This is a genomic window from Nitratireductor thuwali (assembly GCF_036621415.1).
GTDB lineage: Bacteria > Pseudomonadota > Alphaproteobacteria > Rhizobiales > Rhizobiaceae > Chelativorans > Chelativorans thuwali.
Map to the genome: position 1 here is coordinate 3,335,566 of NZ_CP030941.1, position 19,691 is coordinate 3,355,256.

Annotated in this window: 19 protein-coding genes; 15 read left to right on the plus strand and 4 right to left on the minus strand. The window is 65.4% G+C overall.

All coding sequences use genetic code 11. The features are described 5' to 3' along the window. Positions 1-95: 95 nt before the first annotated feature. Positions 96-914, plus strand: coding sequence for an enoyl-ACP reductase FabI (fabI, locus tag NTH_RS16150; protein WP_338530973.1), 819 nt, complete (start codon positions 96-98; stop codon positions 912-914). A gap of 101 nt (positions 915-1,015) precedes the next feature. Then, positions 1,016-1,603, plus strand: a complete 588-nt coding sequence (locus NTH_RS16155; protein ID WP_338530974.1) for a histidine phosphatase family protein — start codon at positions 1,016-1,018, stop codon at positions 1,601-1,603. Between the two features lie 582 nt (positions 1,604-2,185). On the opposite strand, the gene NTH_RS16160 is transcribed toward NTH_RS16155, so the two are convergent. Beyond that, a complete protein-coding gene (locus NTH_RS16160) occupies positions 2,186-2,440 on the minus strand; it encodes a DUF1344 domain-containing protein (RefSeq protein ID WP_338530975.1) in 255 nt (84 codons plus the stop codon). A gap of 223 nt (positions 2,441-2,663) precedes the next feature. On the opposite strand from NTH_RS16160, the gene aroC reads away from it, so the two are divergent. Both aroC and ribB read left to right on the plus strand, forming a co-directional pair. Further along, positions 2,664-3,764 carry a chorismate synthase gene (gene aroC / locus NTH_RS16165; protein WP_338530976.1) on the plus strand — a complete coding sequence of 367 codons (1,101 nt, stop codon included), beginning with the start codon at positions 2,664-2,666 and terminating at the stop codon, positions 3,762-3,764. 117 nt (positions 3,765-3,881) lie between these two features. Further along, complete coding sequence (gene ribB / locus NTH_RS16170) at positions 3,882-4,982, plus strand: 3,4-dihydroxy-2-butanone-4-phosphate synthase (RefSeq protein ID WP_338530977.1); 1,101 nt, start codon at positions 3,882-3,884, stop codon at positions 4,980-4,982. A 73-nt stretch (positions 4,983-5,055) separates the two neighbouring features. On the opposite strand, the gene NTH_RS16175 is transcribed toward ribB, so the two are convergent. Further along, on the minus strand, positions 5,056-6,276 hold the full coding sequence (locus tag NTH_RS16175; RefSeq protein ID WP_338530978.1) for an MFS transporter: 1,221 nt from the start codon (positions 6,274-6,276) through the stop codon (positions 5,056-5,058). A 120-nt stretch (positions 6,277-6,396) separates the two neighbouring features. Here NTH_RS16175 and NTH_RS16180 point away from each other — a divergent pair, with 120 nt between their 5' ends. From NTH_RS16180 to NTH_RS16220, 9 genes are all read left to right on the plus strand, one after another. Continuing rightward, positions 6,397-7,008: a TetR/AcrR family transcriptional regulator gene (locus tag NTH_RS16180; RefSeq protein WP_338530979.1), complete on the plus strand. Its 612-nt coding sequence runs from the start codon at positions 6,397-6,399 to the stop codon at positions 7,006-7,008. Positions 7,009-7,199: 191 nt separating this feature from the next. After that, positions 7,200-8,126: a histone deacetylase family protein gene (locus NTH_RS16185; protein ID WP_338530980.1), complete on the plus strand. Its 927-nt coding sequence runs from the start codon at positions 7,200-7,202 to the stop codon at positions 8,124-8,126. Between the two features lie 3 nt (positions 8,127-8,129). Continuing rightward, positions 8,130-8,411 carry an exodeoxyribonuclease VII small subunit gene (locus tag NTH_RS16190; protein ID WP_338530981.1) on the plus strand — a complete coding sequence of 94 codons (282 nt, stop codon included), beginning with the start codon at positions 8,130-8,132 and terminating at the stop codon, positions 8,409-8,411. 93 nt (positions 8,412-8,504) lie between these two features. Then, positions 8,505-10,418: a 1-deoxy-D-xylulose-5-phosphate synthase gene (gene dxs, locus NTH_RS16195; protein WP_338530982.1), complete on the plus strand. Its 1,914-nt coding sequence runs from the start codon at positions 8,505-8,507 to the stop codon at positions 10,416-10,418. Positions 10,419-10,720: 302 nt separating this feature from the next. Further along, a complete protein-coding gene (locus NTH_RS16200; RefSeq protein ID WP_338530983.1) occupies positions 10,721-11,482 on the plus strand; it encodes a TlyA family RNA methyltransferase in 762 nt (253 codons plus the stop codon). Beyond that, a complete protein-coding gene (locus tag NTH_RS16205) occupies positions 11,479-12,711 on the plus strand; it encodes a class I SAM-dependent RNA methyltransferase (protein WP_338530984.1) in 1,233 nt (410 codons plus the stop codon). Before NTH_RS16200 ends, NTH_RS16205 begins: the two co-directional genes overlap by 4 nt. A 79-nt stretch (positions 12,712-12,790) precedes the next feature. Next, on the plus strand, positions 12,791-13,252 hold the full coding sequence (locus NTH_RS16210) for an NUDIX hydrolase (RefSeq protein ID WP_338530985.1): 462 nt from the start codon (positions 12,791-12,793) through the stop codon (positions 13,250-13,252). Between the two features lie 357 nt (positions 13,253-13,609). Next, entirely contained in the window at positions 13,610-13,981 is a 372-nt protein-coding gene (locus NTH_RS16215; RefSeq protein ID WP_265515809.1) for an antitoxin Xre/MbcA/ParS toxin-binding domain-containing protein, read from the plus strand. Continuing rightward, positions 13,974-14,495: an RES family NAD+ phosphorylase gene (locus NTH_RS16220; protein ID WP_338530986.1), complete on the plus strand. Its 522-nt coding sequence runs from the start codon at positions 13,974-13,976 to the stop codon at positions 14,493-14,495. Before NTH_RS16215 ends, NTH_RS16220 begins: the two co-directional genes overlap by 8 nt. Before the next feature lie 70 nt (positions 14,496-14,565). Here NTH_RS16220 and tldD read toward each other — a convergent pair whose 3' ends face one another. After that, positions 14,566-15,981: a metalloprotease TldD gene (gene tldD, locus NTH_RS16225; RefSeq protein WP_338530987.1), complete on the minus strand. Its 1,416-nt coding sequence runs from the start codon at positions 15,979-15,981 to the stop codon at positions 14,566-14,568. Positions 15,982-16,063: 82 nt separating this feature from the next. Beyond that, positions 16,064-16,522, minus strand: coding sequence for an invasion associated locus B family protein (locus tag NTH_RS16230; protein WP_338531941.1), 459 nt, complete (start codon positions 16,520-16,522; stop codon positions 16,064-16,066). A gap of 581 nt (positions 16,523-17,103) precedes the next feature. On the opposite strand from NTH_RS16230, the gene coxB reads away from it, so the two are divergent. Both coxB and ctaD read left to right on the plus strand, forming a co-directional pair. Continuing rightward, complete coding sequence (gene coxB / locus NTH_RS16235) at positions 17,104-17,985, plus strand: cytochrome c oxidase subunit II (RefSeq protein ID WP_338530988.1); 882 nt, start codon at positions 17,104-17,106, stop codon at positions 17,983-17,985. Between the two features lie 37 nt (positions 17,986-18,022). Next, the gene (gene ctaD, locus NTH_RS16240) at positions 18,023-19,675 is read left to right on the plus strand and encodes a cytochrome c oxidase subunit I (RefSeq protein ID WP_338530989.1); all 1,653 of its coding nucleotides are present in this window, start codon (positions 18,023-18,025) and stop codon (positions 19,673-19,675) included. The last annotated feature ends 16 nt before the right edge of the window (positions 19,676-19,691 follow it).

The window sequence follows — 19,691 nt, forward strand, 5'->3', positions numbered from 1 at the left end:
TGCTGCCCTGACCCTAATCCCTCACTGCCTTATTGCCTTCCCCATGGCCCCTGTGCGATAGGGCGTCCTCCGCAGTGAAGTTCGGAGAATCGGCAATGACAGCTGGGAATGGCCTTATGGCCGGTAAGCGCGGGCTTATCTTGGGCGTGGCCAACAATCGCTCGATTGCCTGGGGCATTGCCAAGGCATGCGCGAGCGAAGGGGCCGAGCTTGCGCTCACCTATCAGGGCGACGCCTTCCGCAAGCGCGTCGAGCCGCTGGCCGAGGAACTGGGCGCCATCGTCGTCGGCCATTGCGACGTCACCGATGCCGGCAGCCTCGACGCCGTCTTCTCCGAAGTCGAAAAGCGCTGGGGCAAGATCGATTTCCTCGTCCACGCCATCGCCTTCTCGGACAAGTCGGAGCTCGACGGCCGCTATATCGAGACGTCGCGCGAGAACTTCCTGCGCACCATGGACATCTCGGTCTATTCGCTGACCACGGTGGCCAAGCGCGCCGAGCCTTTGATGACCGACGGCGGCTCGATCCTGACCCTCACCTATTACGGCGCCGAAAAGGTGATGCCGCACTACAATGTGATGGGCGTCGCCAAGGCGGCGCTGGAAGCCAGCGTGCGCTATCTGGCGGTCGATCTGGGCGGCAGCAATATCCGCGTGAACGCGATCTCCGCCGGCCCGATCAAGACCCTGGCCGCGTCCGGCATCGGCGATTTCCGCTATATCCTGCGCTGGAACGAATACAATTCGCCGCTCAAGCGGGTCGTCACCGTGGAGGAGGTCGGGGATTCGGCCCTCTACCTGCTCTCGCGCCTTGCGCGCGGCGTGACCGGCGAGGTGCTGCATGTGGATTCGGGCTATCATGTCGTCGGCATGAAGGCGGTCGACGCGCCGGACATATCGGTCGTTACCGAGTAGAACGGAAGGGTGGGCCAGGCCCGCGCGCCATCTCCTTTTCTTCCGCATCATGCGGATGTCGGGCGAGGCCGCCCGATTGCCAAATGCTATAGGGGCAGATCGTGCCGCCGCTGATCTATTTCGTGCGCCATGGCCAGACCGACTGGAACCTTCAGTCGCGCCTGCAGGGGCAGGCGGATACCGAGATGAACGAGACCGGCCGCGCCCAGGCCGACCGCAACGGGGCGCGGCTGGCGGCGCTGGTGGAAGACCCGTCGGCCTTCGATTATGTGGCGAGCCCGCTGCGGCGTACCTGCGAGACCATGGAACGGGTGCGCGCGGCCCTCGGCCTGCCCCGTGAGGGCTATCGCACCGACCTCAGGCTGCGCGAGGTCCATTTCGGCGCATGGCAGGGCTTCACCTATGCCGAGCTGGAGGCCAGGGATCCCGGCTGCACGCAAGCCCGGATGCTCAGGAAATGGCACTTCCTGCCGCCGGGGGAGGATGCCGAGACCTATGAAACGCTGGCTGTGCGTGTCCGGGCCTGGCTGGACGAGGTGAGGGGGCCCACGGTCTGCGTCACCCATGGCGGCGTCATCAGGGCCGTCTTCCACTGGCTGGCGGACATGCCCGGCGATGAAGCCGCAATGCTGGACATTCCGCAGGACAGCATCCTGCGCCACGAGAACGGCCGGCTGGAGTGGCTTTAGAGCGCCGTGCGTCCTTTCGGACGCACAAAGGACGCTCTAAGCCATTGAATCTACGCATCGTGCTTCCCGAAAATCGATTCCGATTTTCGGGCCGATGCTGTAGTTGCAAGCTGATTATCGCTGATCCCCTTCGCATCCCCTCTGTCCATTCGACAGGTTCAGGGCAGAGGGCAGGGGAATCGCATATGTCGGCGCCTTTCCCCCACTCCGTCCCGCTTCGCGGTCCACCTCTCCCCCGCAACGGGGGAGAGGAAGCACCGGCCGTGATGCAGGGCACCCTTCCTCTCCCCACGTTTTGTGGGGGAGAGGTGGATCGGCCGAAGGCTGAGACGGAGTGGGGGAGCAACGCCGCTTCCATATGCGATAGGCCTGGGGCAGGGGGTGCGAAGGGGCGCGGCGGCAAATCGCAACTGCAACTAGGCGAGGCCCTTCGACAAGCTCAGAGGGGCCGCGCTCCATGCTGTTCTTCCAATAGGTCCCGGATAAGCCTTCGGCTTTCCGGGATGACGATGTGGTGAACTCTTGCCCTTCCAAGTGCGTCGACTGCTTCATCAGAGTTGTTTATGAGAACGCAGCCGAGCTCTACTCGGGCAGGAACATGTCCGTGATCTGCTTCTCGCCGTTCTCCTTCTCCAGATAGGCGATGACGACGTTGACGTCGGTGCTGATGCCGGACAGGTTCATGTCCTGGGGCAGCTTGTAGGTCACGCCGTCGCTGAGCGTGATCGACATCGTTTCCTCGTCGATCTTGGTGATCGTGCCCTCCGCGTCGGCGGCGAGGGCAAGGCCCGGCGAGAGGAGAAGGGCGAGGGAAAAAGCGGCAGCGGCGATGCGCATGATTGAACCTCTGTTTTGAAGGCTGTCCGATCAGAGTCTGTTTTGAAAGCCGTGATGGCGACCGGCCCTGACGGCTTTCAAAACAAACTCCCAGGCGGACCGTACCGTTGATGCAGCGGAGTGCATACCAGAAATATGTCAAAAGTGGTTCGCGACGGGGTGTTTGACCGCGCTTTCAAAGGCCAATAGAAGCTACCTCGAACCTAGTTTCGATCGGGCGACCATGTCTCACAACACCTTTGGCCATCTCTTCCGTGTCACCACCTGGGGCGAAAGCCATGGGCCGGCCATCGGCTGCGTCGTCGACGGCTGCCCGCCCGGCATCCGCTTCACGCAGGCGGAGATACAGGCCGACCTCGACAAGCGCCGCCCCGGCCAGTCGCGCTTCGTCACCCAGAGGCGGGAGCCCGACCAGGTGAAGATCCTGTCCGGCGTGATGACCGACGAGGACGGCGAGACGCTGATCACCACCGGCACCCCCGTTTCCATGTTGATCGAGAATGTCGACCAGAGATCGAAGGATTACAGCGATATCGCCAAGCGGTTCCGCCCCGGCCACGCCGATTACACCTATCAGGCAAAATACGGCCTCAGGGACTACCGCGGCGGGGGCCGGTCATCGGCGCGGGAAACGGCCACGCGCGTCGCCGCCGGCGCGCTGGCCCGCAAGGTCGTGCCGGGCATGGTCGTGCGCGGGGCGCTGGTCGCGATGGGCGAAAAGGCCATCGACCGCGCCAACTGGGACTGGGACTATGTCGGACATGCCGACAACCCGTTTTTCACGCCCGATCCGGCCTCCGTGGCGGTCTTCGCGGACTATCTCGACGGCGTCCGCAAGAAGGGGTCTTCGGTGGGCGCGGTGATCGAAGTGGTGGCCGAGGGCGTGCCGGCCGGCCTCGGCGCGCCGGTCTACGCCAAGCTGGACCAGGATATCTGCGCCAATCTGATGTCGATCAATGCGGTCAAGGGCGTGGAGATCGGCAACGGGTTCGAGGCGGCCCGCATCACCGGCGAGGAAAACGCCGACGAGATGCGCATGGGCGCCGACGGGAAGCCCGTCTTCCTGTCCAACAATTCAGGCGGCGTGCTGGGCGGCATCTCCACCGGCGAGCCCATCGTCGCCCGTTTCGCGGTCAAGCCGACCTCCTCCATCCTCACGCCGCGCAAATCCGTGGACAAGGACGGTGCGGAGGTCGACGTCATGACCAAGGGACGGCACGACCCCTGCGTGGGCATCCGCGCGGTGCCGATCGCCGAGGCGATGCTCGCCTGCACCATCGCCGATCATTATCTGCGCCATCGGGGGCAGACGGGGAAACAGTGAATGGTCAAACAATGAATAGCGAATAGGGAATTGGATTGGCGTCGGTGCTCGTTGTTCTGGACAAGCCCGTCGCCGCAGGCGACGATTCACCATTCACCAATTGGAACAATGCAATAGATGCCGTACGATCAGAAAAAAGTCGTCGAGGCGCTGCGCGCTTTCGAAGCTGGTGAAATCGTCGTCGTCATGGACGATGACGGGCGCGAGAACGAGGGCGATCTGATCGTCGCGGCGGTGCACTGCACGCCGGAGAAGATGGCCTTCATCGTGCGCCACACCTCCGGCATCGTCTGCGCGCCCATGCCGCGCGAGGAGGCCAAGCGCCTCAGCCTGGCGCCCATGGTCGCCGACAACGACGCGCCGCACCAGACCGCCTTCACCGTCAGCGTGGATTTCAAGCACGGCACGACCACCGGCATATCGGCCGAGGACCGCACCCTGACGGTGCGCAACCTTGCCAACCCCAATGTCGGCGCATCCGACTTCGTTCGGCCGGGCCACATCTTTCCGCTCGTGGCCCGCGAAGGCGGCGTGCTGATGCGCTCGGGCCATACGGAGGCCGCCGTCGATCTGTGCAAGCTGGCCGGCCTGCCGCCGATCGGCGTCATCTGCGAACTGGTCAATGACGACGGCACGGTCAAGCGCGGGCCGGACGTGCAGGCCTTCGCCGTGGAGCACGGGCTGAAACAGGTCTCCGTGGCCGATCTCATCGCCTACCGGCAGCGCCAGGAAACGCTTGTGGAGCGCGTCGGCACCTTTCCCATCGCGACGCGTTCCGGCCCCGCCACCGCCCACGCCTATACGCTGCCCTGGGAAGCCATGCAGCATCTGGCCATCGTGTTCGGCGATATCCGGGACGGCTACGAAATTCCGGTGCGGCTGCACACGGAAGACGTGGCCGAGGACGTGTTCGGCGCCGAGCAGCGCCTGCAGAAGACCGTGGAGCACATGGCGGCGCAGGGGCGCGGCGTGCTGGTCTATCTGCGCGAGGGCTCCATCGGCGTCGCCCACCAGCAGCGCCGCGCCCACGGCACGGCCGACAGCGAAGCGCATGCGGAAGCGCTCGAGCGCGAGAGCGAATGGCGCGAGATCGGGCTCGGGGCGCAGATCCTGCGCGACCTCGGCATCTCGTCCATCCGCCTCATCGCATCGCGCGAGCGCCACTATGTCGGGCTGGAAGGCTTCGGCATCGAGATCGCCTCCACCGAGATCCTGTAGCAAAAAGGCCCCGCCAAGGCCCCGCCTCGAGCGGGGCCTTCTCTTTCGAGCGTCCACTTTTCCTGGAATTGCCCTATTCGGCGGGTTGCGGCAGGGGCGATGCGGTGGGCGCGCGCCCTCCGTCGGCCAGCACACGCTGCCCGAGAAGAACCGTCAGAAGGGCCGCCATTGCCGACACGACGGACACCCAGAAGCCGTTATACGGGCCGAAAGTGTCGACCACCCAGCCGGCCGTGAACGCGCCCGCGGCCATGCCGATGCCGATGCCGGTCATCACCCAGGTGATGCCCTCGGTCAGCGCCGTTTCCGGCACGCGGCGCTCTATCAGCCCGAATGCGGTGATGAAGGTCGGCGAGATGGCAAGTCCGCTGACGAACACGGCCAGCGCCAGGAGCGCCACCGTGTCGGCGAAGAGCAGCGGGACGGTCGTCACCGCGATCACCGTGACGGCGATGGCAAGCTGGCGGTGCAGCGGCGTGGCGAGGTTGAGCGCCCCCAGCACGAGCCCCACGACGAACGACCCGACCGCATAGACGCCGATCACAAGGCTGGCCGCGCCGGGCTGCCCAAGTTCCTTGGTGATCGCGACCGCGCTCACTTCGGCGGTGGCGAAGATCGCGCCGATGAACACCAGCGCCAGCGTGAGGATCTGCACCGGCCTCAGCCTGATCGCCGAAACGCTGGCGACGTCCATCGTGGGCCGGAGGGGAGGTTCGGTCGAGCGCTGGAGCAGGAAAGCAACCGTTCCCACCGCCAGGAACAGCGTGCTGACCAGCATGCCCGCTTCCGGGAACAGGGAGACGCCCAGGCCCACCGAGAGCGACGCGCCGGCGATATACATCAGCTCGTCGGCCGCCGATTCGAAGGCGAAGGCGGTGTTCAGCTCGGGCCTGTTGCGGAAGATCCCCGTCCAGCGCGCGCGTATCATCGCCGGCATGCTGGGCATGGCTGCGGCCAGGAACGCCGAGACGAACAACGTCCAGGCGGGCCAGTCCTGGTTCGCGGCGGCGATCAGCGCCATGAACGCGACGACGGAGATGGCGGTGGTGGGGCCCACCACGGCCGTCTGGCCGAGCCTGTCGACCAGACGCGAGATTTGCGGGGCAAGGAAGGCATTGGTCAGCGCGAAGGTGGCGGAAACGGCCCCCGCCAGCCAGTATTCGCCCTGGGTCTGGGACAGCATGGCGACGATGCCGATCGGCACCATGGCGATCGGCAGCCGGGCGAGAAAGCCGGCGGCGGCGAAGCCTTTCGCTCCCGGCGCCTTGAAGATCTCGCTATAAGGGTTAGGCATCGATGTGATCCTTGATGAAGGGTGCAAAGGGGTTTACATACGCTGCGTATGTTGATCAGATAAATACATACGAAGCGTATGTCAAATGATATACGCGACGTATGTGAAGACGAGGGACGGATGGCGCACAAGCCGCGCAGCGAAATGATCGCAGAAACCCGTGCCAGGCTGGTCGCCGCCGCCAGGAAGGCCTTCGGCACCGTCGGCTATGCGGACGCCTCGATGGACGATTTCACCGCCGAGGCGGGGCTGACGCGCGGCGCGCTCTACCACCATTTCGGCGGCAAGAAGGGCCTGCTGGAAGCCGTGATCGCGGAAATCGACGCGGAGATGAGCGAACGCCTGCGCGAGATCACGGCGGGCGCCGAAACGCCGTGGCGCGGCTTCGTGGAGGAGTGCATCGGCTATGTGAGAATGGCGCTCGATCCGGAAATCCAGCGCATCATGCTGCGCGACGGCCCCGCCGTACTCGGCGATCCCACCACATGGCCGAACCAGAGCGCCTGCATCGCCTCGCTTTCGACGAACCTGCGCGGGCTGCGCGACGCCGGCACGATCGTCGATCTCGACCCGGACGCCATGGCCCATCTCATCAACGGCGCCTCGCTGAACGCCTCGCTGTGGATCGCCAACGCGCCCGATCCGGAGGAGACCTCGCGCAGGGCGGTCGATGCCTTCAGGACGCTACTCGAGGGGCTTCTGGCGGACAATGCGAAGGCAAACGGATGCTGACCGGCCTGGCGGGACGGGAGGATCAATAGCCGCCTGACCGGAGGTTGGGCGAAAGGGGCGTGGCCAAAGGGCTCGTTCCCGCTCAGAGCCAGATTCTGGCAGAATCAAAATCTGGCTCTAAGCCTTTGTTTGGTCGCAAGTCTTTTCGGAAAACCGGTTCCCACTTTTCCGGACTTGCTCTATATCGGGGCATGACCACGAGATTGTACAGCCACCCCGCCTGCCTCGAACACGTCACGCCGCCCGGTCATCCGGAGCGACCGGACAGGCTGCGCGCCATCGAGCGCGTGCTGCAGCACGAGATCTTCGACCCGCTCGACCGGGCCGAGGCGCCGCTGGCCGACGAGGCGGCGATCCTTCTCGCCCATCCCGAGAGCTACCGCGCGCGGGTGCGCGGCACGGTTCCGGAAACGGGGATGGCGCGCATCGACGCGGACACGTCCGTCAGTCCCGGAAGCTACGAGGCGGCGCTGCGCGCCGTCGGCGGCGCGATGGCGGCGGTCGACGACGTCTTTACCGGCAGGGCGGACAACGCCTTCGTGGCGACCCGCCCGCCGGGCCATCACGCCGAGAAGAACACGGCGATGGGCTTTTGCCTCTTCAACAACGCCGCGATCGCCGCGCGCCATGCCCAGAGGGCGCATGGCGCCGAGCGCGTGGTCATCGTCGACTGGGACGTGCACCACGGCAACGGCACGCAGGACATATTCTGGGACGACCCGACCGTCATGTACTGCTCCACGCACGAGATGCCGCTCTATCCGGGCACCGGCGCGGCCAGCGAGACGGGAGCGGGCAACATCGTCAACGTGCCGCTGGCCGCCGGCGACGGCGGCGACGCCCTGCGCGACGCCTTCGACGCGGTGATCCTGCCGCGCCTCGTCGAATTCCGGCCCGACCTGATCATCATTTCGGCCGGTTTCGATGCCCATTATCGCGATCCGCTGGCCGATCTGAACTTTCGCGAGGAGGATTTCGCGTGGGCGACCTCGATGCTTATGGAAAAGGCCGACCGTTTGTGCGGGAGCCGCATTGTCAGCCTGCTTGAAGGCGGCTACGACCTCGAGGGGCTGGCGCTTTCGGTCGCCGCCCATGTCGGACGCTTGATGAAAGGGTGAGGGATGATCCCCGAGACCAATATTGGCGAAACCACCACCGCCGAAGCCAACAAGGACATCAAGGCGATGAGCTTCGAGCAGGCGCTGGAGGCGCTGGAGAACATCGTCAACGACCTGGAGCGCGGCGACGTGCCGCTGGAGCAGTCGATCCGCATCTATGAGCGCGGCGAAGCCCTGAAGGCCCATTGCGACAAGCTGCTGAAGGCGGCCGAGGACAAGGTGGAAAAGATCCGCCTTTCGCGCGAAGGCCAGGCCGTCGGCGTCGAGCCCCTGGATCCGCAATAGCAATTCCAGGAAAGGCGGAACCCCGTTTTCCGTCCGCAGTTGCGTGAAGCGAACCGAGATCGCGAACCGCCACACTTTCCGAAAGTGAAGCCCGTGAAGTCGCCGCCCCAGACACCCCTGCTCGACACGATCCGTATTCCGGCCGACATGAAGCGGCTGACGGAGGCGGATCTTCCGAAGCTGGCCGAGGAACTGCGCGCCGAGACGATCGACGCCGTGTCGCGGACCGGCGGGCATCTGGGCGCGGGGCTGGGCGTCGTCGAACTCACCGTGGCGCTGCACTACGTCTTCGACACGCCCGGCGACCGGCTGATCTGGGATGTCGGGCACCAGGCCTATCCGCACAAGATCCTGACCGGACGCCGCGACCGCATCCGCACCCTGCGCCAGGAAGGCGGGCTCTCCGGCTTCACTCGGCGCGCGGAAAGCGAATACGACGCCTTCGGCGCGGCCCATTCGTCCACGTCGATCTCGGCCGGTCTCGGCATGGCGGTGGCCCGCGACCTCAAAGGCCGGCGCAACAACGTCATCTCGGTCATCGGCGACGGGGCCATGTCCGCGGGCATGGCCTATGAGGCGATGAACAATGCCGGCGCGCTGGATGCGCGCCTGATCGTCATCCTCAACGACAACGACATGTCGATCGCCCCGCCCCAGGGCGCGATGAGCGCCTATCTGGCGCGCCTCGCCTCCGGCCGCACCTATCAGGGCTTTCGCGACTTCGGCAAGAAGCTGACCTCCTATCTCGGCAAGAATGTCGACCGCGCCATCACCCGCGCCGTGGAGCATGCGCGCGGCTACGTCACCGGCGGCACGCTGTTCGAGGAGATGGGTTTCTTCCATATCGGCCCGATCGACGGACACAATCTGGAACATCTCATCCCGGTCCTGAAGAATGTGCGCGACCACGGCCAGGGCCCGGTGCTGATCCATGTCGTGACCCAGAAGGGCAAGGGCTATGCGCCGGCCGAGGCCGCAGCCGACAAATATCACGGCGTGTCGAAGTTCGACGTCATCACGGGCGCGCAGGCCAAGGCCCCTTCCAACGCGCCGTCCTACACCAAGGTCTTCGCGCAGAGCCTCATCGAGGAAGCGCGCGAGGACGACCGCATCGTGGCCGTTACCGCGGCCATGCCGTCGGGCACCGGGCTCGATCTGTTCGGCAAGGAATTTCCCGACCGGACTTTCGATGTCGGCATCGCCGAACAGCATGGCGTGACCTTCGCCGCCGGCATGGCGACCGAGGGCTACCGGCCTTTCGCCGCGATCTATTCCACCTTCCTGCAGCGCGCCTACGACCAGGTGGTGCATGACGTGGCGATCCAGAACCTGCCGGTGCGCTTTGCCATAGACCGCGCCGGCTTCGTCGGCGCCGACGGGGCGACCCATTGCGGCGCTTTCGACATAGCCTATCTGGCCAGCCTGCCGAACTTCGTGGTGATGGCGGCGGGCGACGAGGCGGAGCTGAAGCACATGGTGCGCACGGCGGCCGTCCACGACAGCGGGCCCATCGCCTTCCGCTATCCGCGCGGCAATGGCGTCGGCGTCGACATGCCGGAGCGCGGCGAGGTGCTGGAGATCGGCAAGGGCCGGATCATGCGCGAGGGCTCCAAGGTCGCCATCCTTTCCTACGGCGCGCGGCTGGCCGACTGCCTCAAGGCGGCGGACGAGCTGGATTCGGCGGGCCTTTCCACCACCGTGGCCGACGCCCGCTTCGCCAAACCGCTGGACGAGGCGCTGATACGCGCCCTTGCCGAAAACCACGAGGTTCTGGTGACCGTCGAGGAAGGCTCCGTCGGCGGCTTCAGCGCGCATGTCATGCATTTCCTGGCGCATGAGGGGCTGCTGGAAAGCGGCCTGAAGCTGCGCCCGCTGGTGATGCCGGATATCTTCATGGACCACGCCAAGCCGGAAAAGATGGTGGCGGATGCCGGGCTCGACGCGGCGGGCATCGTGAGCACCGTGTTTGCGGCGCTGGGCCAGGAGGAGCATGTGGCACGGGCCTGACTGAGCCGCGCCTTGCGATCAATTCTGCGTTGCGCTCCGCGCTTCCGGGATGGCGAAATTGGCACCGAGCTCGTCATCAACTCTGTTTTGCGAATTCGCCCCCTGATTCTTGCGTTGAGGATGACGACGATCTTTCGCATGAGGGCGGAGTTGGTTTCACGGTTACAATTTACCGCCGCGCTCCTGCGCACCCCCCTCTGCCCTGCCGGGCAGAGGGGGGTGTGCAGGGTGCCGCCGTGAATCGCAATTGTGCTGTTAGGCACCCACTTGCCAACCGGGGCCGCATCCTTCACTGAACAGCCATGAACGCCCCGACCGTGCAATCTCGCATCCGTCTCGACCAGCTTCTGGTCGAGCGCGGTCTTTTCGCCACGCGGGCGCGGGCTCGCGACGCGATCCAGCGGGGCACGGTGCGGGTGGCGGGGGCGGTGGCCGCCAAGCCGGGGCAGATGGTTTCCGGCAATGCGGAGGTGGCGGTGGACGATCCCGCGCGACGCTATGTCTCGCGCGCCGCGCTCAAGCTCGTTCACGGGCTGGACCATTTCGGCCTCGACCCGGCCGGGGCGCGGGCGCTGGATATCGGGGCGTCCACGGGCGGGTTCACCCAGGTGCTTCTGGAGCGCGGCGCGACCCGCGTGACCGCCATCGACGTGGGCACCGGCCAGATGGATCCGGAGATCGCCCGCGATCCGCGCGTGACCGGCATCGAAGGGATCAATGCGCGCGCCCTGACGCTGGACGACATCGGCGGCGTACCTCCCGATTTCCTCGTCTGCGACGTCAGCTTCATCTCGCTCAGGCTGGCGCTGCCGCCGGCCCTGGACATGGCCGCGCGGGGCGCGCACGGACTGTTTCTCGTCAAGCCGCAATTCGAGGCCGGGCGCGAGGCGATCGGCAAGGGAGGCCTGTTGCGCGATCCCTCGCGGGCGGATGCGATAGCCGACGACATGGCAGGGTGGCTTGGCCGGCAGGACGGGTGGCGGACGGTCGGCCTGACGCAATCTCCCATAGAAGGCGGCGACGGCAATCGCGAATTCCTGCTCGCCGCGCGGAAGGAATTATGAGCCAGACATTGACCATCGCCACCCTGGGGGCGCAGGGGGACGGCATCGCCGAGACGCCGCAAGGGCCGGTTTTCGTGCCCTTCGCGCTGCCGGGCGAAACCGTGCGCGCCGAGGTCGGCAAGGGCAAGGCTGTGCTGGAAGAGGTTCTGACGCCGGCGCCGGAACGCGCCGTGCCCGCCTGCCGCCATTTCACCGATTGCGGCGGCTGCGCCGTCCAGCATCTCGGCGCCGCTTCCTATGCCGACTGGAAGCGCGAAAAGCTGGTCAGGGCGCTCACCATGCGCGGGATAGAAGCCGAAGTTGCGCCGCTGATCGGCTGCCCTCCAGCTTCCAGGCGGAGGGTTACTTTCACCGCGCGGAAGCTGAAGGACAAGGTTCTTCTCGGCTACAACGCCGCCCAGTCCCACCGCATCATCGACATCGAGGAATGCCCGATCGCCCTGCCGTCCATCGTTGCCGCGAAGGAAGACATCCGACAATTGGCCGGCCTGCTCGCCGCGACGCCGAAGCCTTTCCGCATCACCGTGACGGCGACGGCGACCGGGCTCGACGTTTCGGTAGACGGCGCGGGCAGGCTGGGCGAGAAGCAGCGGCGCAAGGCGGTCGATCTGGCGCTGGGCGCCGGCTTTGCCCGGGTTGTCGCCGGCGGCGAGGCGCTGGTGGAAAGCGCGCGGCCGAAGGTGATCTTCGGCGGCATCGCCGTCTCGCTGCCGCCGGGCGGCTTCCTGCAGGCCGTGGAGACGGCCGAGGAAGCGATGGCCGGGCTCGTTCGCGACCATTTGGCGGGCTCGAATTTCACGGCCGATCTTTTTGCCGGCTCCGGCACCTTCGCGCTGCGGCTGGCAAGGCAAGGCAGGGTGCACGCGGTCGAAGGAGATGCGGCGGCGCTGGCGGCGCTCGACGAGGCCGCGCGCCTGTCGCCGCAGCTCAAGCCGGTGACCTCGGAAAGGCGCGACCTTTACAACCGGCCTCTGCTGGCCCGCGAGCTCGACCGTTTCGACGGCCTCGTCTTCGACCCGCCCCGCGCCGGCGCGGAGGACCAGTGCCGGCAGATCGCCAAGTCGAAGATCAGGCGCATCGCCGCCGTCTCGTGCAATCCCGGAACGCTCGCCCGCGACCTGGCGACCCTTCTCGAAGGCGGCTATCGCATCACGCGGGTGACGCCCATCGACCAGTTCCTCTGGTCGCCGCATGTGGAGGCGGTGGCGCTCCTGGAGCGGGGAAGGTGATGCTGCTGCCCCCTTGTCAGACGACCGCATGGGGCTTCGAGCCCTTTGCGAGCGCGCCGAAAGCGGGTAGTGAGTCGCGATGACAAAATGGCGTCCGAGATCCAGCATCAGGGTGATCGCAATTGGCCTGCATTGGCGGGACGGGCGCCTGCTGGCCGCCGAAATTTACGACGATAAGGGGCAGGTGAAGGGTGTGCGCCCACTCGGTGGCGAGGTGGAATTCGGAGAGCTTTGGTCGACAGCAATCGTCAGAGAATTTAAGGAAGAGTTGGGGATCGACGTCTCCGTCAAAGGCGATCCACTTGTCATGGAGAACATCTTTACCCATGAGGGTGTGGCCGGCCATGAAGTCGTTTTCATCGGCGAGGTTTTGTTCCCCGATTGCGCGTTCGCTGGGCAGGACAGGATCGCCTTGCAGGAGGACAACGGAGTGCCTTGCCTGGCGCGCTGGTTCGACCTCAGCGATCTCGACCTTGATAGCGGGCCGAGGCTCTATCCTTCGGGCCTGAAAGACCTACTGCTGAATACAATCGACGCGTAACGGCCGAGGCTTGGTCAAACTCCAGTCCAATTCAATCCGCGGCGGCGGGATTCAAGTTTTTATCGAAGAACTTGAAACCAGACGCCCGTGATTCAACCAAACTCCAACCCGTCACCTGCCCGTCACGCCTGCGTGCCGCCCACCGTCATCCTGTCCCATCCTGAGATGCGGCGCCGACGGGGACAACTTGCCCGCCTTGCCGCACATGCCGATGCCGACTTCATGTTATTGCCGAAAACAGAGACGCGGTGGATGGCGTCTACTGCATCGCCTTTCTGACCAAGTGCTGCGCTTGAATTGAGCGCCTATTGAGCTTACATTGGGCGTGAGATCATAAAATCATGTAAGGATTCTGGTATGACCGCCGCGGTATTCGATGTTTCCGCGTCCCATTTCAGGGAGGACAGCGCGCCCTTTCTGTCGGCACGCCGCGTGGCCGAAAGGCTGGGGGTGACTCTCACTGAACTGGCCGGGCTGATCGGCGTGGCCCGCAATACTCTGACCGCCAAGGCCGGCGCCCGCAAGGTCGATGCGGCGTTGAGCCCCGTCGTCCGCATCCTGGCGATGGCCGGCGAGATGGCCGGCGGCGAGGATCGTGCCGCGATCTGGTTCAAGCATCAGCCGATTCCCGGCTGGGCGGGAAAGACCGCCTACGATCTCGTGCGCGAGAAAAAGGCCGACAAGGTTCTTGCCTATCTCGAGGCCGTTCGCTCGGGCGTCTATGCCTGAAGATGAACGGCGGCGGCTCGCTCTTTGGCGTGCCTTCGTGCCGCGATGGGCACATCTGCCGTTGTCCGGCGAAGGTGCCGCCCGCTTCGGCGGACGCTGGAATCCGCCGGGCCAGCGGACGATCTATGCCGCATGCGAACTTTCGACGGCCTGGGCGGAATACAATCAGGGCTTCGTCCAGCATCCCGCGCTCATTGCGCAACTCGAACTGACCGGTGCGCGATTGGCCGACCTGACCGCGGCGGATATCCTCGATTCGCTAGGTGTCAGCGCACAGATCCACCGATGCGAATGGCGCGCGATGCTCGACAACGGCGTCGAGCCGGAAACGCACCAGCTACAGCGGCGCCTTTTACGGGATGGTTTCGACGGTGTGTTCTACCCGTCCTTCATGTCGCCGGGCGGCACCTGCGTCGCCCTTTGGCGCTGGAACGAGGAGGGATCGCCCCGGCTCAAGGTTGTCGACCCGGAGCATAGACTGCCGCGAACGCCGGCGTCCTGGGTGGAGCCGTAATACCAGAGGCTTGGCGATCGACCATCCAAGGCCACTTTGATCGCCGGCGCTTGCGCGGCCATAGCGCCGTTCACGCCTGCGTGCCGCCCACCGTCATCCTGTCCATCCTGAGGTGCGGCTGGCCGACGCCGACGGGGACGCCCTGGCCGGCTTTGCCGCACATGCCGATGCCGGTGTCGAGCTTCATGTCGTTGCCGACCATGGAGACGCGGTGCATGGCGTCGGGGCCGTTGCCGATGAGCATGGCGCCCTTGATGGGGTGGGTGACCTTGCCGTCCTCGATCATATAGGCCTCGGTGCAGCCGAACACGAACTTGCCGGAGGTGATGTCGACCTGGCCGCCGCCGAAGGACACGGCGTAGACGCCCTTCTTCACCGAGGCGATGATCTCCTCGGGCGTCTTGTCGCCGGCCGTCATGTAGGTGTTGGTCATCCGCGGCATGGGCTCGTGCGCGTAGGATTCGCGGCGTCCGTTGCCGGTGGGCTTCATGCCCATGAGGCGGGCGTTCTGCCGGTCCTGCATGTAGCCGACCAGCTTGCCGTCCTCGATCAGGATATTGCGGGCCGAGGGCGTGCCCTCGTCGTCGATGGTCAGCGAGCCGCGGCGCTCTGCCATCGTGCCGTCGTCGACGACGGTCACGCCTTTTGCAGCAACCTGCTGGCCCATGAGCCCGGCAAAGGCGGAGGTCTTCTTGCGGTTGAAATCGCCCTCCAGCCCGTGGCCGACGGCCTCGTGCAGCATGACGCCCGGCCAGCCGCTGGCCAGAACGATGTCGAAGGTGCCGGCCGGCGCCGGCCTGGCGTCGAGATTGACGAGCGCCTGGCGCAACGCCTCGCCGGCCGCGAACTGCCAGGAATCCTCGGCAAGAAAATCGCCGAAGCTCTTGCGCCCGCCCATGCCGTAGGAGCCCGATTCCTGCCGGTCGCCATCGCCCACCACCACCGAGACGTTGAACCGCACCAGCGGACGGATGTCGCGGGCAAGGTGCCCGTCGGCGCGCAGGATCTCCACATGCTGCCACGAGGCGGTCAGCGACGCCGTCACCTGGCGCACGCGCGGGTCCCGCGCGCGCAGCCATGCGTCGATCTCCTGCAGCAGCCTTGCCTTCGCCTCGAAGCCGGGCGCGGCAATGGGATTGTCGTCGCCGTAAAGGCGCCGGTTGGTGCCTTGCGGCGCCGCGGCGAGCTTGCCCGAATAGCCGTGCTTGACGGCGGCGACGGCTTCGGATGCACGCTTGAGCGAGGCTTCCGACAGGTCGCTGGAATGGGCATAGCCGGTGGCCTCGCCCGCGACCGCGCGCAGGCCGAAACCCTGATCGGTGTTGAAACTGGCGGTCTTCAGGCGGCCGTCGTCGAGCACCAGCGCCTCGCCCTCCCGGTATTCCAGGAAGAGCTCGCCGTCGTCGGCACCGCCAAGGGCGTTGGCGACGACCTTTTTCAGCCGGTCTTCGGAACAATCGAAACTGTCGAGGAGGGAGCGGGCCATGCGGAATTCCTTGGTTGCGGGGCTTCACCCCATTTAAGGAAGTCCGCGCCCACATTCCAGTACGGGGGCGTGCGGCCGCGGTTCAGGGCAGCGCGTCGAAGCCCTCGCCGAAGCCGGTGAGGTCCACGGGGATGCCGATGCCTTCCTCCGGCGTCTGGAACACGATGAAGGTGGCCGATTCGCCCGTCTTCAGCGTTTCGAGCAGCGGTTCCTCGAGGATGACCTCGGCATAGCATCCATCCTGGAAGCAGCGCACGAAATAGGCGCGGCCGATGTCGTTGCCGTCGACATTGAGCCCAAGCCCGTTGGGCAGGAGCACGCCGAGCGGGGCCAGAACCCGCAATATCTCGGCCTTGTCGTCGGCGGTGCGAAGGACGACCACCGACAGGCCCACTTCCGGCCGGTCTTCCGCCACCACGTTCTGCATCATGGCGCACTGCTCGGTCGATGCGCCGGCCGGTGTGTCGCATATGATCGACCACGCCCCGTGCGTGGAGCGGACCGTGCCGCCCGGCTGCTGCTGCGCGTGCGCGGCAGCCATGGCAAGCAACAAGGCGGACGCCCCCACGAGGGCGCGTGAAACAGAACGCATGGCTGAACCTCTCTCCCAGCGAATCACGGCATCTATCGTTCGGCGAGCTTGCTCGAAAGTGGAACAGGATGCGAGCATAACCGCTTCCCGTGCAAGACCGCCGCGCAGGCCGCCGTGAAAAAGCGGCGGGAATTGCGGAAATGCCCGCCAGACCTGCGCCGTCACCGCTTTGGGACACCGCGAATGGGGACTGAATATGACGAAAACCGGCAATAGCGCAAAAATGCCGCATCCTGTCGCCTACGCCTTTCTTGCGGTTCAAAGGAGAGTATGGTTTGAGAGCCCTGAGAGTCCGTTTTGAAAGTCGTGACGGCGGCCTGCAAATGGCGTTTTCCTCCGCTCCGGTGCCCGCGTGCCTGATGTACGCCGGCTCCGGTGCTCGAAAAGCACCATTTTCGGCTCGCCCTGACGGCTTTCAAAACGGACTCTCGAACAAAGCCAGATTTCACGATGCGGTTTCTCGCCCTGGCTTGGCGCTGCCATATATGGCCGAGGGCGGAAGCACATCGATCGGGGAGACGACGAGGGTGATGAAGAAATTTGTTGCAGGCCTTGGGCTTTCCGCGCTGCCGTTCTGCGCCGCAGGGACGGCCTTCGCGGCCCAGCCAGAGGAATGGCAGTGGCGCTTCCAGCCCGCCGCGACGGCGATCATGGAAGAAATCCGCTGGTTCGAAGCCTACACGCTGTGGTTCATCGTGCCGATCACGCTCCTGGTCATGGCTCTTCTGGCCTGGTGCATCATCCGCTTTCGCGCCAGCGCCAACCCGGTCCCCTCGCGCACCAGCCATAACACCTTCATCGAGGTGTTGTGGACGGTCGGCCCGGTGGTGATCCTCCTGCTTCTGGCGGTCCCGTCCTTCCAGCTCCTCACCGCGCAGTATACGCCGGCCGAGGAGCCGCAGATGACTATCAAGGCAACCGGCGTGCAGTGGTACTGGGACTACGAGTACCAGGGCGAGGAGGATTCGCTGACATTCACCTCGCTCATGCTGCAGGACGGCGAGCGCGCCGAGGCCGGCAAGGAAGACAGGACGGTTTATCCGCGCCTGCTGGCAGTCGATAACGAGGTGGTCGTCCCGGTCGGCACCACCGTGCGCGTGCTGGTGACGGCGAGCGACGTCATCCACGCCTTCGCGATGCCGGCCTTCGGCATCAAGGTCGATGCCGTCCCCGGCCGCATCAACGAGACCTGGTTCAAGGCCGAGCGCGAGGGCCTTTATTACGGCCAGTGCTCCGAGCTCTGCGGCAAGGACCACGCTTTCATGCCGATCGCCATCCGGGTGGTCAGCCAGGAACAATATGCCGACTGGTACGCCGCCGCCCAGGAAGATCTGGGCGGGGCCTACCGCGCCCTGATGGCTGCGGTGGAAAGCGGCAAGGACGAGAAGACGGTCGCTTCCGTGGCCGAATAGGCCCGAGCGATCCCGAGGACAACTGGAGCGACAGGACATGGCAGGCGCTGCGACACAGGGTTATCACGACGAGCATAAGCCGAAGGGCTGGGTGCGCTGGGTCTATTCGACCAACCACAAGGACATCGGCACGCTCTACCTGATCTTCGCCATCATCGCCGGCGTGATCGGCGGCGCGCTCTCGGTCGTGATGCGGTGGGAGCTTGCCGAGCCCGGCATCCAGATATTCCACGGCCTGGCCAGCATGGTCTACGGCTATGAAGGCGCGGCGGCCATCGACGCGGGCAAGGAACTCTACAACGTCTTCACCACCGCGCATGCCCTCATCATGATCTTCTTCATGGTGATGCCGGCGCTGATCGGCGGCTTCGCCAACTGGATGGTGCCGATCATGATCGGCGCGCCGGACATGGCCTTCCCGCGCATGAACAACATCTCCTTCTGGCTGCTGCCGCCGGCCTTCATCCTGATGCTGCTTTCCATGTTCGTGCCGGGCGCGCCGGGCGGCTACGGGGCAGGCACCGGCTGGACGATCTATCCGCCGCTTTCGACAGCCGGCCAGCCCGGCCCGGCCGTGGACCTGGCGATCCTGTCGCTGCACATTGCCGGCGCATCGTCCATTCTCGGCGCCATCAACTTCATCACCACCATCTTCAACATGCGCGCGCCGGGCATGACCCTGCACAAGATGCCGCTGTTCGCCTGGTCGGTGCTGATCACCGCCTTCCTGCTGCTCCTGGCGCTGCCGGTTCTGGCCGGGGGCATCACCATGCTCCTGACCGACCGCAATTTCGGCACGGCCTTCTTCGCTCCGCAGGGCGGCGGCGACCCGATCCTGTTCCAGCATCTGTTCTGGTTCTTCGGCCACCCGGAGGTCTACATCCTGATCCTGCCGGGCTTCGGCATCATCAGTCACATCGTGGCGACCTTCTCGCGCAAGCCGATCTTCGGCTATCTCGGCATGGCCTATGCCATGGTGGCCATCGGCGTGGTCGGCTTCGTCGTGTGGGCGCACCACATGTACACGGTGGGCCTGTCGCTCGACACGCAGCGCTATTTCGTCTTCGCCACCATGGTGATCGCGGTGCCGACGGGCGTGAAGATCTTCTCGTGGATCGCCACCATGTGGGGCGGCTCGATCTCCTTCCGGGTGCCGATGCTGTGGGCGATCGCCTTCATCTTCCTGTTCACGGTGGGCGGCGTGACCGGCGTGCAGCTTGCCAATGCCGGCCTCGACCGGGCCATGCACGACACCTATTACGTGGTGGCGCACTTCCACTACGTGCTGTCGATGGGTGCGGTCTTTGCCATCTTCGCGGCCTGGTACTACTGGTTCCCGAAGATGACCGGCTACATGTACAATTCCTTCGTGGCCCGGCTGCACTTCTGGATCACCTTCATCGGCGTCAACATCATCTTCTTCCCGCAGCATTTCCTCGGGCTGGCCGGCATGCCGCGCCGCTACATCGACTATCCCGACGCCTTTGCCGGGTGGAACATGGTGTCGTCCTACGGCTCCTATCTGGCGGCCATCGGCGTGCTCGTCTTCCTCTACGGCGTCGCCGAAGCCTTCATGAAGAAGCGGGTCGCCGGCGCCAACCCCTGGGGCGAAGGTGCGACGACGCTGGAGTGGCAGCTTTCCTCGCCGCCGCCCTATCACCAGTGGGAAGAACTGCCGAGGGTCAAGTAGGCACTTAACGGCCGCG